This window comes from Caldicellulosiruptor naganoensis (assembly GCF_026914285.1).
Taxonomy (GTDB): Bacteria; Bacillota; Thermoanaerobacteria; order Caldicellulosiruptorales; family Caldicellulosiruptoraceae; genus Caldicellulosiruptor; species Caldicellulosiruptor naganoensis.
Window position 1 is genome coordinate 127,725 of record NZ_CP113864.1, and the last position, 15,270, is coordinate 142,994.

The 15,270-nt window shown below is 27.9% G+C and carries 12 protein-coding genes and 2 pseudogenes; 2 read left to right on the forward strand and 12 right to left on the reverse strand.

Translation table 11 applies throughout. The features are described from left to right. Nucleotides 1–71 precede the first annotated feature (71 nt). The gene (locus OTJ99_RS00615) at nt 72–1,775 is read left to right on the forward strand and encodes an IS1634 family transposase (protein ID WP_045164485.1); all 1,704 of its coding nucleotides are present in this window, start codon (nt 72–74) and stop codon (nt 1,773–1,775) included. 536 nt (nt 1,776–2,311) lie between these two features. Here the strand turns inward: OTJ99_RS00615 and OTJ99_RS00620 are convergent. The 3 genes and pseudogenes from OTJ99_RS00620 to OTJ99_RS00630 form a co-directional block, all read right to left on the reverse strand. Next, a complete protein-coding gene (locus OTJ99_RS00620) occupies nt 2,312–3,676 on the reverse strand; it encodes a hypothetical protein (RefSeq protein WP_269015393.1) in 1,365 nt (454 codons plus the stop codon). A 153-nt stretch (nt 3,677–3,829) separates the two neighbouring features. Further along, nucleotides 3,830–4,585, reverse strand: a pseudogene (locus OTJ99_RS12405) (hypothetical protein); the annotation flags it as partial. Continuing rightward, nucleotides 4,551–4,919: a S8 family serine peptidase gene (locus OTJ99_RS00630; protein ID WP_269015395.1), complete on the reverse strand. Its 369-nt coding sequence runs from the start codon at nt 4,917–4,919 to the stop codon at nt 4,551–4,553. The pseudogene OTJ99_RS12405 and the gene OTJ99_RS00630, both read right to left, overlap by 35 nt. Here OTJ99_RS00630 and OTJ99_RS00635 point away from each other — a divergent pair. Next, complete coding sequence (locus OTJ99_RS00635) at nt 4,894–5,103, forward strand: hypothetical protein (protein ID WP_269015458.1); 210 nt, start codon at nt 4,894–4,896, stop codon at nt 5,101–5,103. The two genes, OTJ99_RS00630 and OTJ99_RS00635, sit on opposite strands and share 26 nt — an antisense overlap. Nucleotides 5,104–5,808: 705 nt before the next feature. On the opposite strand, the gene OTJ99_RS00640 is transcribed toward OTJ99_RS00635, so the two are convergent. From OTJ99_RS00640 to OTJ99_RS00680, 9 genes and pseudogenes are all read right to left on the reverse strand, one after another. Continuing rightward, nucleotides 5,809–7,155 (reverse strand): hypothetical protein, encoded by a 1,347-nt coding sequence (locus tag OTJ99_RS00640; protein WP_269015396.1) that lies wholly within the window; start codon nt 7,153–7,155, stop codon nt 5,809–5,811. Between the two features lie 209 nt (nt 7,156–7,364). After that, nucleotides 7,365–7,763, reverse strand: coding sequence for a hypothetical protein (locus tag OTJ99_RS00645; RefSeq protein ID WP_269015397.1), 399 nt, complete (start codon nt 7,761–7,763; stop codon nt 7,365–7,367). 18 nt (nt 7,764–7,781) lie between these two features. After that, nucleotides 7,782–8,276, reverse strand: a complete 495-nt coding sequence (locus OTJ99_RS00650) for a hypothetical protein (RefSeq protein WP_269015398.1) — start codon at nt 8,274–8,276, stop codon at nt 7,782–7,784. Nucleotides 8,277–8,281: 5 nt separating this feature from the next. Continuing rightward, nucleotides 8,282–8,734 (reverse strand): hypothetical protein, encoded by a 453-nt coding sequence (locus OTJ99_RS00655; RefSeq protein ID WP_269015399.1) that lies wholly within the window; start codon nt 8,732–8,734, stop codon nt 8,282–8,284. Between the two features lie 85 nt (nt 8,735–8,819). Next, the gene (locus OTJ99_RS00660) at nt 8,820–10,208 is read right to left on the reverse strand and encodes a hypothetical protein (RefSeq protein ID WP_269015400.1); all 1,389 of its coding nucleotides are present in this window, start codon (nt 10,206–10,208) and stop codon (nt 8,820–8,822) included. Between the two features lie 209 nt (nt 10,209–10,417). Beyond that, nucleotides 10,418–11,806: a hypothetical protein gene (locus tag OTJ99_RS00665; protein ID WP_269015401.1), complete on the reverse strand. Its 1,389-nt coding sequence runs from the start codon at nt 11,804–11,806 to the stop codon at nt 10,418–10,420. A gap of 165 nt (nt 11,807–11,971) precedes the next feature. After that, nucleotides 11,972–13,336 carry a hypothetical protein gene (locus tag OTJ99_RS00670; RefSeq protein WP_269015402.1) on the reverse strand — a complete coding sequence of 455 codons (1,365 nt, stop codon included), beginning with the start codon at nt 13,334–13,336 and terminating at the stop codon, nt 11,972–11,974. Nucleotides 13,337–13,426: 90 nt separating this feature from the next. Further along, nucleotides 13,427–14,196, reverse strand: a pseudogene (locus OTJ99_RS12925) (hypothetical protein); the annotation flags it as partial. Continuing rightward, nucleotides 14,162–14,530, reverse strand: a complete 369-nt coding sequence (locus tag OTJ99_RS00680; RefSeq protein ID WP_269015404.1) for a S8 family serine peptidase — start codon at nt 14,528–14,530, stop codon at nt 14,162–14,164. The gene OTJ99_RS00680 and the pseudogene OTJ99_RS12925, both read right to left, overlap by 35 nt. Between the last annotated feature and the right edge of the window lie 740 nt (nt 14,531–15,270).

The window sequence follows — 15,270 nt, forward strand, 5'->3', positions numbered from 1 at the left end:
ATACTGAATTTGCTTGACTTTTTAAATATTTTGTGGTACAATATAACAAACTATCTTCAAGGAGTTGCCATATGTTTGTCAAAATTACTAATGCTGGCGGTTATCAGTATGTTAGGTTAGTCGAAAATTACCGTGAAAATGGTAAAGTAAAGCAAAGAGTACTATTTAACTTTGGTAGACTTGATATTCTCAAAGATGACCCCGCTTTTAAAAACATTGTAAAAAAACTATCTGATATTGTCGCTGAAACAACTACTGAGAATGCAAAAGCTGTTACTATTGAATCTGAAGAAGATATTTCGGATGCAGTTGTAAAAAACTGGGGATACATTGTATACAGAAAGTTATGGCAGGAGCTTGAAATTGATAAGTTTTTAAAAGGGAAAGCAGCAAAAGAGAGAAAGATAAAATTTGATGTAGACAAAGTAAGTTTTTTAATGACCATACAGAGATTGATAGAGCCAATGAGCAAACTAAGAACTTATCATCAGAGAAGCAAATATTTTGGATTTGAAGAGGATATAGATTTGAATCAATTGTACAGGTGTTTAGATTTTCTTGACAGTGTAAAAGAAGATTTAGAGACATACCTGTATCAGAGAAATAAAGACTTATTTAAGATGGTAGTTGATGTAGTGTTTTATGATGTGACGACAATATACTTTGAGAGTTGTAGAGCGGATGAACTTAAAAATTTTGGGTTTAGCAAAGACAACAAGGTAAATGAAGTGCAAGTTGTATTAGGGCTTTTGGTGGACAAAGAAGGCAGACCGATAGGGTATGAACTTTTTCCTGGTAATACGATAGATAGCAAGACGATGGTAAAGATACTGAGGAAGCTGAAGGAAAAATTTAGTATAGATAAGATAATAATAGTAGCAGACAAAGGGCTTAACAGCAGAATAAATTTAAAGATGATAAAAGAAGCTGGGTACGACTATATAGTAGCAAGCAGATTAAAGAATGCAAGTAAAGAAATTTTAGATGAAGTTTTTAATGAAGAAGGATATAAAAGACTTGATGGCAAAAGATGTTTGAATGCTGAAGAAATTTATGGTGATGAATTCAAATATAAGGTATTGGAAAGAACAAATATTGTCAAGGATGAAGAGGGTAAAGAGTTCAAAATAGAAGAGAATTTGATAATAACGTATTCAAGCAAGAGAGCCAAGAAAGACAAAGAAGACAGAGAGAGATTGGTAAGAAAAGCCAAAGAGCTTTTAGAGAACAAAGGAAGCATAACAGCCTTAGAAAAGAAAGGTGCAAGGAAATATTTGAAGAAGAAATCAAAATCAGAAGAATATGTATTGGATGAGGAAGCGATAAAACGAGATGAGAAATTTGACGGTTATTATGCAATTCAAACGAGCAAAAAGGATATGGATGTAGAAGAGGTTTTAGGAGCATATCACGATTTATGGAAGATAGAACAGTCATTCAGAGTAATGAAAAGCTGTTTAGAAGTGCGACCGATATATCACTTTACAGAAAGCAGAATAAAAGGACATTTTGTGATATGTTTTTTGGCATTTTTACTGCAAAGGACATTGGAATATATTTTGAGGAGAAAAGGTAAAGGAATAAGTAGTGAAAGGATAATGGAAGCAATATATTCAATGAACTTTTTTGAAATAGAGATAAAAGGGAAGAAATATTTGATAAAGCAAAAAATTGAGGGAGAAGCTGGAGATATACTGAATGTAATGAAGATAAAGGGTCCAAAAAACTTCATGACATATGAGGAAGGCTTAGAATTTATTGGTATTAGCAAATGATGTAGTGACAAAATTGAGGTCCATATTTTGTCAATCCCAGTCCTCCCAAGCTTTTTGAGCTTCAAACTGACAAAGTCAAGAAAAATATAACTTGCTTTCAAAGGTTGATAAGTCAAATAAAAATAATCCAACCATTTTGTTTTTTACGCCAAGGTCATTAAAATTTTTAAATATACTTATAAGAAAAATATTTCCAATTTTTTGCGGCGAACTTATAGAAAAATATTATTTCTAACTTTCGCATGGAAATCTAAGGTTTTTAAGAATTCTTTATAATCAGAGCAGATATCATGCATGTATAAAATTTGAAATGACATCAAAATGCCTCCTCTCTCAATATACCTTTGATTTTTTCAAAATATCTCGCGATTTCTTTAAATTTTGCTATCGAAACAAATAATTTTTTCTTGATATTGTTATCATTGCTTTATTCTACCATACACAGCTTGTATTTTCATTAGTTATAAAAGTATACTTAGTTGGCATAACAAATCTGAGATTAAAATTACAATTGCTGTTATTGATTTATTCTTGTATTATCTATTTATAACATAATAAGGATAAATTATAAATGCTTTTATTTCATCTTTGACTGTATTAAAAATAGGCACAAAGCCTTCATAAAATTTTGTGGTGAAATAAGATTCTTTTTCATCTAAAAAGTATACTTTGATTTCTTCTTTTAAAACGTTTTTTGTTGTAATAAAACTTGCAGATGAACAAGAATATAGGTTTTCAAATATTTCATCTTCTTCTATAATAATTTCTACTTTTGTTCTTTGATCATTTTCAAGGTATATTTTTTCAAGAGCTAATTTTTGTAGATTTGAATTTGACAAATCAGAATAGTTTGCTTCTATAAAAAAATATCCTTTATCATCACAATATATAAAAGGTTTTTTACCACCAAAACTTATTAATTTGTATGTGGCTTTATTTTCTAAATCAAATTTGAAAATTTCTATACTGCCTTTGCTAAAATTTTCCTTTGAATATAAAATGAAGGGTAAATTTGTAGCAGTTATGGAAGCCAAAATATTATCAACATTTATAAAAGATTCAAATTCAACAGTTTGGTTTTTACCCGCAGTTGCAATAATATACTTAGAAAAGTCAATTTTTTTCTGGCTTATTGCTTCATCGAGAACATCTTCAACAGGTGCTACAATTAAAGTTTCAATTTTGTCTTTGTAGTGATTAGAATGTGAATTATAAAAATTTCTTTTCTCAAATGAACATATTCGACCAGTTTTTATTAAGATGTATTTCTTGTTCTTGTGCTTTTGAATAACCTTTAAGTCTGCTATTTCAAATATATCATGTTCTTCAAATAGATAAGGATTGATTGGAATTTCTTCTTTGCTTTCTATGTCAATAATTTTTGCAATTTTTGTTGGGTAATGAGGTATATTTGGAGTGATAATTAAAAGATGTCTTTGATTTAAAGCACTGATATACAGAGTTTCTATAGGGTCACTTTCTGGGTTTTTATCAAAATAGCCTATTAAAAAATTGAAAATTATACTTTCTTGGGCACAACAAAGGTCAACTTTAACAATTTTTATTTCTACTAAATTTTTGTTTACCTTCTCCATCGTATACCCGTATAATGTGCAATTTTCATAATCGAATAACAAAATCTGCTTAATGTTATTTAAAAACTTGTAGAAGTTGCAGCTCAAATCTTTTCCTTTGACAAAACAGATACTTTCTACTGCGGCTTTAGGAAGGTATCTTACTATTTCAAACAAAACACCAGCATTTGGAGTAATTGTAGGCTTTAGCAAGAAAACACCATTGAATGATTGTGAAGATGGTGATATTTTAGCACTTTTGTTGGGCTTATATTTTGATATTTCTTTGCATAGGTTATATATGTTAAAAATAGCTACATTTCTCATAAATTACCTCACCTCACTATATTGAAAGCAATTTGCACTAACAAAATTTACATTGTATAGTTAATTTTACATCATCAGTAATTCAAAATTTCAACAGGCTGTTTTTACATCTGTAAACAGCCTGTTGAATTGTTCTGTTATAGTATACAAATGTCAATACGGGAAGAAAATATGAGAAGCTAACTTATAACCATATGCATCTTTTACATGATAATGCGGATAGTAGTTTGCATAATCTTTGTGTCTCTCTGGTCCAATTATAGTTCCTCGTTTACTATATGCAACGTTTAAAGCAAGAGTTTTTGCTTTAGTTTCAGTTCTGCAGAAAACATCTCCTTCGAATAACGAAACTCTATTATAAGCAGTTTCATAATCAATAGCAGGTCCGATATAAACATTATTATTTCTAATTATTGCCATATAATAGTCATAAGTACTATTATTTATCTTTTCTATCACTCTCGAAGCTACTATATAGGTTACTCCGACAATTACAATCGCTTCACCAATGGCTAATAGTACTGTAATTAGAGCCTCTAATAATCCTAACGCAATAGGCAAAGCTATAGCAAACTGTGCCGAGACAGTTTCAGAATCACCAATATTATACTCTTCCTTTGTTTTTTCATCAATCAATTTTGCTTTTAAATTCTCACCATCAAAGTATTCTACTTTTACAGAAAAGTTTCTCTCTTCTGGGATTGATGTGTCTAAACTTTTATCAAACTTTTTATTTTTGATTGGCTTGACTTTTAATTTTATCTCATTTGTATCTTTGTCAAGCGTAGCAATATACTTGTATCCTTCATACTCAGCTTCTGCTGCTTTAATTTTTTTGTCAACATTATAGACCTTTATTTTATCTTTCCAAACATCATATCTTGGCTTTGCAAAGCTGACAGAATTGATAAGAAAATTTGAATCTCACAAGACCAAAGCCAAATATATTATCTTTACCTTTTTCACCGAGGTCTTCAGAAAGTTTTAGGAGTATATTATAGATTTTATCTTTGTTTATGCTGTGCTTAGGTAGCAAGCCCCACTTTTCTGGTTTGCTTAAGATAAGAGCGATAATTGCTGTCAGGTGTGCAGCAGCAACAGAGTTTCCACTTGAGAGTTTGTAGCTATTGTTTGGAGCTGTGGACAAAATATTTTCACCATAAGAGCAAAAATCAATTTTGCCTTGAGAAGAAAACTGCGATATTTGGTTTTTGTAGTTGACAGAAGCAGCAGATATAACCACATTGTATGATGCTGGGAATCGAGGTCATCTGTTAAAGGAATTTCTGGCAGCAGCTATTATGATTATTGCTTTTTTAGTTGCCTCTTGTATTGCTTTGTACAGTATGGGGTTGTTAGTTGTAGGAGAAAAATTCATGTTTACAATGTTGATTTTATTTTTGAACACTAATAAAGAGCTTTGGTAATTGTTCCGACTCTGCCTTTAAGTTTTTTGTTCAAACTAATTCAAATAGGCTTCTGCTTCAGGAGGGAATTGGTACAATTTTTTGTTTGCAATATCAAAGATAAAAGCAAAATGTTTTTCATTTTTATAGAGCGATGCAGGAGTTTAAATTATAGATTCCATAAGAAAAATAGAAAATTTTCTTTACCATTTTGTTTAGAATATCTATTTCTATTATAAAATTTCATAGTTTTTATCATCAGTTACTAAAGCATGTATAAACTTTCTATTCCCATAAATTTCTAAACTTTATCAGTAGGAGTTTTAAAAACATAAAAAGGCAAAAGGTGCTATTTTCTATTATTTTACTACTCGTAGATCAAAAAATTATTGATTTTAGTTATGGGCTCCTTTATAATATTTCTCTTTGTAATAACAGTCAAGTTGTTAGATGAACCCAATATTATATTACTATATTGAGGAAGAAGTTTTAGAGGAGCCGTTTCTAATGTTCGTTCTGATTCAAATAAATAGCCAACAAAATTCATTTTATTCAATTATTCCATCTTCCAGACTTATTGTATTTATTTACGTATGATATAATGATTTGAGGGAGAAGCTAAAAAATTCTCTCTCAGAAATTTAAACGTGGCAAACTTTTATTTATCCTTTTCAAGTTTTGCTTTAAATGAAGAGATTTTAAAAATGATTTCAAAAAAACTTGCTATTATAAGATTAATAAAAATTCATCATTCGCTTTGTTTTTTTCAACAAGTGTAATTGTAAAAGGACTTGAAAGAGGGTATTTTGTGATAAATTCAAAAAAAGCTGAAGAAGACTCTAATGAATATACCTTTATTTTATAATGCTTTGGAATATCTCTATAGTCAAAACGAGGGGAGAAAGTTAAAAAAAGACCATGTTTTAAGATGTACTTGTACATGATATCTGGCATAAATTGCTCTTCTTTACTTAGGAGAATATTTACCCTTTTTGTATTGTTACCATTTAAAAATTCTTTACTTATTCTTAACAGATTTTGTTTATCATTTATTTCTTCAATTGATAAAGAGATAGCCGTTAGAAAACCATTATTATAGTGCATGAATTTATTATCAAGATTGATTGAAGTTTGCATTATCTCTTTGGTATAATTTTTAAGTTCTAATTTTATAAGCTTGGATAAATTAGTTTTTAAAGATTTCTTAATATAGTAGAAGCACAAATCTTTTATCGATTCAATATCGTCCAAATAGCGAAAGGAAAAATTTTCTGAGATACGTTCAACAATATAAGCGTCTAAAAATAATTTTTGATTTTTAACATCTTCAATAAATTTATTCAATGGATAAAATGCAAAAGCCTCCCAAAAGTGTTGAATCATTCTTGAATTTTCTGGTGGCCAATACATTTCCTTTTCCTCAGCGTCAATTTGTCCAAATTTGATAAATATAAAACCGTCATTATTGCTAACAGGAAAATACCTTATATAGGATATAGGAAATGGCTTTTTAGAATCATTATCGTAAATGTAACTATAGAATTTATTTTCAAAAAGGTCTATTACATAAATTTGCCATTCATTATCAGAATTGGGAAGAGAAAACTTTCTGTGTATAATTATTATATAGCGAGAATTTACCATTTTAAAAAAGCGAATGGGAGGCACAATGAAATTACTTATACCTTCCTGTTCTAAGTGATTTTCCCATAGCCTCAATTCAACAATAGGAATTTCAATAATGTCTTTTTCATATGTATTTAGCAAGTTAATACTCCTAACAGTGATTTTAACATAGTCATCTGCAATATTCCAGTAATACCCATATAATAAGTTATTTATTTCATCAAAATAAATAATTTCATCTAACTCTTTTTTAAACAGGTAGGTTTTAAGTTGAAGATTTGAGATATCAATAAAACATATTCCAATAGATTTATATGTGCTTTGCTTTAATACACTTCTTAATAAGAAATTTTTGCACTCTATTGGTAAACTACCCAATTGATTATTTTTTAAAACATTATGCATTTCGGATGATAAATCTTGGATATAAACAACATCAATGTTCATTATTTTTATCCTCCTAAATAAAAGTATTTGACTGCTTTGTTAAAAGACAAGAAGTAGCTTTGAAAAGTTTGTTTAGCTACCTCTTTGTAATTTTTGTATTACAAAATTTTACTAAACCATAACCAAAGATATTGTCTTTTCTTTCTTTTCCTATGTCTTTAGATAATTTCAAAAGCACTTTATAAATTTCATTAGCTATCAAGAATAAATCAGTAAAAATATATCAGTGTTTCCATTTGATTATAAGGATTATCTAAAACAATGTCTTTATATAGCATGTGAACTTGATCTTGAGAACCACTAAACTGTTTATTAGAGAAACTATAAGACTTGTAAGTTAAATAAAGATGGTCGGGATTTTGCAATGTATCTTCTTCATTAAAATGCATTTTACATGTAATTATGTAATCTTTTTCAAAATTTAATTTAATGATATTTTCATTTTCTTTAAATTCAAAATAAAAGTCCCTCTCAATTATCCTTTTTCCAAAAAACAAAATAGTAACTCTATAACAATACGAATTTATTTTACTGGCTTTCACAATGTAAAATAAATATATTTTTTTTGGAATTTTTTTGCTGTCTAAAATATGTTCTTTTACGAACATCAAATCACTTAAAATTCTCTAATTAAGGCTGCAGATGATTTCTTTTCTCTCTACACCGTTGTCAGAAACTTTGACTCTTATTAATTCTGACTTGTTATGAGCTATAGAAGTCTTTATATAGAAAAATTCATCATTTTCAAACCATCTGCAACAATTTGGAACAACAACATTGAAATCCATCTCTTCAAAACAATATCTTTTAAAATCAACATTACGAATAGAAATGTCTTCAAGAAATTTGCTAAGAGGATAGATTATCATCTTTTGGTTAACACGGAAATCAGAAGGATCGAAATTTTCTTTTTTTTCTTGTATTGCCTCAAAGATAATATCAAATTTTTCAGAATCCCCAATTCTACCTGTTTGAAAGAAAATATATTTTCCTCCCAACAAGGTTGTCTGGGGTATTTCAATTTCATTTATAAACTTTTCAGGAACATATAAAAGATTATAAATTTTTTCTGCCACTGCATCAAAGAAAAAATAAGATTTATATTTTTTGCAATTATTCACTATTCCTATTTACCTTCTAAAATTTTAGTTTGACAGAAAAATTTTTTTTGATTTGTTCTAAGTTCAGGTTCAATTTTTCGGCGTTTAGGAAATCTCATTTCATATAAGTTTGTTTCAACATGGTTTAGTACATCTATTTTTGATATAGAAAAACCATAAGAATTTTGGTCTATAGATAAACCATAAACAATCACTTTTGCCTTGTCAATTCCAATAATATCGTCTATGGGGATTTTTAGATTGTATTCAGCTAAAAGGTGGAGGTGTTTATCTGGCTCAAGAGTGTATATTAGCAAATTTGTAATTTTTAGATTAGAAGAATCTTCTTCTTTTGTTGCAATAAATAAAATATCTTCGTGGTACAAAAGTCTCCTCTTAAAAGGCATTTTTAATGGATTTTCAGACAATATGCTTTTTTGTGGAATGAACAAATGGCCTACAAAGGTTACATTACCCACTTATTTACACCTCACATTTAGAAAACTTTATGAAGCAGATGATATTATAGCCTGCCACACATGTGTGACAACATTTTTAGTTAATTCATTTTATTAAGAATCGGGGGTATATTATGACAGAACTAAGTTCTTCTGTTTCGGGATGTACGGTTAATAAAAAAAATTCATCTAAGCATCTTACTTTAACTATTGGTATATCCTCATCAGAAAAGTAAAGATGCATATAATTTTCTACTGGATCTACTGTGACAGCAATAAAAAGGTTTTTTAAAAAATAAAATTCCTCTATTAATTCTTTTGGTGGGATATTGATTGGTAGGTCAAAAGAAGAAATTTCGTTGGTTCCTATATAATGTTTTATAAAATAATTTTGAGCTGGTATTGAATAAGGATAGAAAGAGGAACATAGTAAAAAGTATTTGTTCTCTTCTTTATATAATCGATGTATTTTTTCTAATGGAATAGATAAAGAACCAATATAAGTACGTTTTTTTGTTTCTAAGTCAAAGGAAAATATATCTGTGATGTTTGCCGTAAAGTTTTCTTTTCCATAAAGTATAGATTGGGAATCAATATATTGAAAATTGCTTTTTATACGGTAAAAAAAGCCATAATTGAGTTTTCCATATTCCAAAAAAGCCAACATTTCAGAATACTCGGCTTTATCAATCAAGTATTTAGATAATACAGGTATTATACCTTTGTTTAAATCTTGAATCAGTTCCTCACAAGGGATAACCAATAAAGTATTAATCTTATTAATAATATCTTCTTTACCCAAATTAAAATAATCTCTTTTCTCATCTGGGCAGATTCTGCCAGTGCTAATAAGTAAATAATCTTTATTTTTAAATTTTTTTATTTCTGCGTATGAAATTTCGAAAATAGAGTGCTCATCTATTATATATGGATTAAGATAAAGTTCAGATTTATCATAAAGATCAGCTATCAAGACAGATTTATCTTTGAAATTCATATCAATATTTATTAGCATTATATATCTTTCGTTTAGTGCCAATACATAACTTGCAAATGGGATGAGCAATTCTTCGTCTTTATTTACTCCAGAAAGTTCTACAATAAAACTGTACATTAATGTTTCTACTTTTCTTATTGGATCGATAATAAATATTTTTATCTTGCCAAATTTAGCATTGATTAAAGCCATCGTATAGCCAATTAAAATAAATTTCTCTTCATTAAAAAAAATTATTTGAGAGATTTTGTTTTTTAGTTTATAGTTGATAGTTTGTTCAACTTTGCCATTTTTAAGAGATAAGACTATAATAGATTCGATAATATCTTCAGGTATATCTTTCTTTTTCATAAGAAACAGTATATTATTATCGCTTTGATAAATAGGCTCAAGTCGAAACTGGGGTATTTTTTTTGAAGAAAAAGTATAATCTTCCCATGTAATTTTATAATAACCTTTTAATATTTCTGATAAATCATATACAGGAATTTCAAACATTATTTTAAAAATTCCCTCCTAATTTTCAATTATTTTTGGCAATGAGGGTTGCCAGATAGTCATAAGGAAGTTTAAAAATTTTTGTTTTTATGTTTTAGTAAAAATTAGCCATTGCCATCATCCTTGCAGAGTGTTTTTCTTTTCTGACAACTAATTCTATTTAACAAGCTTGTATATAATATCAATTGCAAGTACAAACCAACTGCCCTTTAGTAAAAATAAAAAAGTGTTTCAGTTTTATCGAAAGGATTTTTAAAAATTAACTCTTTATATAACATGTGAATACCATCTACGAAATAAATGAGTTGTTTGTCAGGGAAACTATAGCATTTATAAGCTAAATGAAGATTGTCGGGATTTGTGTATATATCTTTTTCCTCAAAACACATTTTGCAAGTAATCATATAGTTTTCAAAAATATTTATTTTAATAACATTTTCTTTTTCTTTAAATTCAAAATAATAATCTTTTTTGTCAACGCATTTTCCAATATATAAGATTGAAATTTTAGCACAATATGGACTTATTTTATTGACTATTATAACATAGAATAAATTTTCATCAATTAATTTTCCATAATCTAATATTCTTTCTTTTACAAAAATTGAGTCACTTATAATTCTTTCATTAAGTCTACAGATAATTTCTTTTTTTTCGACACCCTTGTTTGAAACCTTTACTTTTATAAGTTCTGACTTATTTTCTGTCGTAAAAGTTTTTATATAAAAATACTCATCATTTTCAAACCACCGACAGTCGGTTAGGATAACAGCTGAAAAATCAGTTTTTTCAAAACAATATTTTTCAAAACTTAAGTTACAGTTTGAAATATCTTCTAAAAATTTTTCAAAAGGATAGATTATCATAGTTTGTTCAACAGAAAAATCCATATGGTCAAAATTTTTACCTTTCACTTGTATCGCTTCAAAAATAATATCAAATTTTTCTGAATCACCAATTCTGCCAGTTTCAAATAAAATATATTTTCCATGTAGCAGTGTAGTTTTACTCAAATTAATCTTTTTTATAATCTTTTCAGAAATATATGAAAGGTCATAAATTTTTTCTAATAAAATATCAAAGAAAAAAAGAAAAAATTTTGACTTTCTATAATTAATTGACTTTGTTTGTACTTCTAATACAAAAATAGAATATCTATCGTCTAAAATTTTTGTTTGGCAAAAAAATTCACTTTGTCCTGAAAACTTATCAAATTCAACTAATGAGTTATTAAATAATTTTATTTCATACAATTTTTCCTCAATGTGATTTAGTACATCTATCTTTAATATAGCAAGAGTAGATAAACTATAATTTACAGATAATCCATAAACAACTTTCTTTAATCTATCAAATCCAATAATATCGTCTAATGATGTTTTTAAATCATAATCACTTAATAAATAAAGATGTCTATCTTTCTCAAAGGAATATAAAAGCAAGTTTGTTATTTTTGAGTTAGAATTTTTCTCTCTTGTTGCTATAAACAAAGTTTCTTTGTGATATAAGAGCCTTAAGTTGTAACGTTTTTTAAGTGGATTTTCTGATAGTACAATTTGGGGCTCAAACAAGTGTCCCATAAAAGTTATTTTATGCACTTATTGACACCTCACAAAAATAGGTAATATTTAAAACACTTGATACTCAAGATATTTCGTAATATAGAAAAAATTAAATAAGGAGGATATTTTTTATTTCTCCTATGTATATTTTTACTTACATATTTTTACTTACAATGGTTATATCTTTTATTCAACAACTTCTTAACTTTTTTTTAAAAATCGAGGATAAACCATAATCGCATTAAGATCATTTGTTTTAGGGTTTACAACAAATAAGTAATTTTCTCCATAGCCTATTTTTGCAATAAGCATATCATTATTTACTGAATATATAAGATTTTGTCCTGACTCAAAGTTTTTTGTTTCAATAATTGTATCATTGTTAAAAAACTCCACTTCATTTAAAATCTCATTTGATGAAATTGAAATTGGTAATTCAATAAAAGAAAGTTGGTTAGATTCAATATAATGTTTTATAAAGTATTTACTCGGTATTCCTCCAATTGCATGAGGATAAAAAGGAATGTACATAATAAAGTGTTTATCTTTTTCTTTGTATATTGGAGGTATTTTTTCTAACGGGAATGGTAAAGAACCAATATAAGAGCTCTTTTTAGTCTCCAGATTGTATGAAATAATATCAGTTTTTTTAGTTATGAAATTTTCTTTATAGTATATGATTGAATAGGATTTGCTGTTTGCATAATAATATGGATTATAAATACGTGCTTTAATTGGAAAATCTAATGTTTCGCAATACTCAGCTTTATCTACTATGTAATTAGTAAACTTAAATTTTCCATTGACTAAATTCTGAATTAATTCTTCACAGGGTATAATTATAATAGTTTCTATTGAGTTTACAAAATATTGCTTTTTAGAACAGAAAAATACTCTTTTATCAAATGAACATATTTGTCCAGTTTTGATTAATATATTTTTTTTGCCATTAATGCTTACAACGGAGATGTCTAATAATTCATAAATGTAGTGCTCATCTATAATGTAAGGATCGATAAAAATCTGTTGTTTTCCTATGATGTCAAAAACTAAAGCAATTTTATTTTTAAAATGTTCAATATTTGGAGTTATTATCATAATATATCTATTATTTATAGCACATACATGGATGGGTATGTGGTTTATTAAATTTGCATTCTCTTCACAATAATCTAAAGTATATCTGTAAACTATTTTTTCATCATTCTTAATTAAATCAATTTGGAATATTTTCAATTCGACTAAATTTGATGAGATGGCTTTTACTGAATAACCAAGCAAGCTTAATTTTTCTTCATCAAAATAAATTATTTCTGAAATTTCGTTTTTTATGATATGAGTAAAAGTCGCTTTAATATTGTTATTTTCTAATGCCACAATTATAATTGATTGTATATTATAGGTATCATAACAATCGCTAATGGTAAATAACACGTAACTATCACTCTGATAAATGACACTTACATTATTAATGTTTTTTGCTAATAATGAAGAAACGTCAAAATTAGTAGGATTTCCAAAAATATTAAGTAATTCATTTAAATTGTATATCATAATTTTAGACATATTGCTATGCTCACTCCATTCCTTATTTTGTTTTCAACATAAGACATAGGGTTGTTGTAGTTTTAATTACAACAACCCTACTAAGTTATCTTACGGGAAGAAAATATGACATGGTAATTTATATACAAAGCTTGATGTTATATATTTATAAACATGATAATGATAAAAATAAATAGAGCTATAACCATCTTTATCAGGTCCTCTTACAAAACCACCAAAAGGAAATGAATTTGCCACATTTTGTGCAAGTGTATAAGCTAAACTTTTATTTTTGCAAAAGACATCAAGCTCAAAATTATATACTCTTGTAAATGCCGTTGGATAGTCTATTGCTGGACCGATATAAAGAATACCATTTTTTATTGCTGCTTTATAATATTCATATTTGTTATTTTTGACGTTTTCAATTACTTCACTTGCCTCTACGTATTTCTCTCCAAATAATTCAATTACTTTACCAATTAGCAAAAGAGAAGCTATTAAAGCTTCTGCAAGCCCTAAGGCTATTGGGATAGCAATGGCAAACTGTGCCGAGACAGTTTCAGAATCACCAATATTATACTCTTCCTTTGTTTTTTCATCAATCAATTTTGCTTTTAAATTCTCACCATCAAAGTATTCTACTTTTACAGAAAAGTTTTTTCTTCTGGGATTGATGTGTCTAAACTTTTATCAAACTTTTTATTTTTGATTGGCTTGACTTTTAATTTTATCTCATTTGTATCTTTGTCAAGCGTAGCAATATACTTGTATCCTTCATACTCAGCTTCTGCTGCTTTAATTTTTTTGTCAACATTATAGACCTTTATTTTATCTTTCCAAACATCATATCTTGGCTTTGCAAAGCTGACAGAATTGATAAGAAAATTTGAATCTCACAAGACCAAAGCCAAATATATTATCTTTACCTTTTTCACCTAGGTCTTCAGAAAGTTTTAGGAGTAGATTATAGATTTTATCTTTGTTTATGCTGTGCTTAGGTAGCAAGCTCCACTTTTCTGGTTTGCTTAAGATAAGAGCGATAATTGCTGTCAGGTGTGCAGCAGCAACAGAGTTTCCGCTTGAGAGTTTGTAGCTATTGTTTGGAGCTGTGGACAAAATATTTTCGCCATAAGAGCAAAAATCAATTTTGCCTTGAGAAGAAAACTGCGATATTTGGTTTTTGTAGTTGACAGAAGCAACAGATATAACCACATTGTATGATACTGGGAATCCAGGTCATCTGTTTTAAAGGAATTTCTGGCAGCAGCTATTATGATTATTGCTTTTTTAGTTGCCTCTTGTATTGCTTTGTACAGTATGGGGTTGTTAGTTGTAGTAGAAAAATTCATGTTTACAATGTTGATTTTATATTTGAACACTAATCAAGAGCTTTGGTAATTGTTCCGACTTTGCCTTTAAGTTTTTTGTTCAAACTAATTCGAATAGGCTTCTGCTTCAGGAGGGAATTGGTACAATTTTTTGTTTGCAATATCAAAGATAAAAGCAAAATGTTTTTCATTTTTATAGAGCGATGCAGGAGTTTAAATTATAGATTCCATAAGAAAAATAGAGAATTTTCTTTACCATTTTGTTTAGAATATCTATTTCTATTATAAAATTTCATAGTTTTTATCATCAGTTACTAAAGCATGTATAAACTTTCTATTCCCATAAATTTCTAAACTTTATCAGTAGGAGTTTTAAAAACATAAAAAGGCAAAAGGTGCTATTTTCTATTATTTTACTACTCGTAGATCAAAAAATTATTGATTTTAGTTATGGGCTCCTTTATAATATTTCTCTTTGTAATAACAGTCAAGTTGTTAGATGAACCCAATATTATATTTACTATATTATTGAGGAAGAAGTTTTCTTGACTTTGTCAGTTAAGAGGTGTTTTTGAGCTAACAAAAAATAACAAAGTCTTAATTTATGCGGGTTTCAAGAAGAGA

Coding starts and splice junctions, on each gene's coding strand:
- OTJ99_RS00615 (WP_045164485.1), top strand. CDS start 72: ATGTTTGTCAAAATTACTAATGCTGGCGGTTATCAGTATGTTAGGTTA.
- OTJ99_RS00660 (WP_269015400.1), bottom strand. CDS start 10,208: ATGTTTGAAATTCCTGTATATGATTTATCAGAAATATTAAAAGGTTAT.
- OTJ99_RS00620 (WP_269015393.1), bottom strand. CDS start 3,676: ATGAGAAATGTAGCTATTTTTAACATATATAACCTATGCAAAGAAATA.
- OTJ99_RS00645 (WP_269015397.1), bottom strand. CDS start 7,763: ATGTTCGTAAAAGAACATATTTTAGACAGCAAAAAAATTCCAAAAAAA.
- OTJ99_RS00670 (WP_269015402.1), bottom strand. CDS start 13,336: ATGTCTAAAATTATGATATACAATTTAAATGAATTACTTAATATTTTT.
- OTJ99_RS00640 (WP_269015396.1), bottom strand. CDS start 7,155: ATGAACATTGATGTTGTTTATATCCAAGATTTATCATCCGAAATGCAT.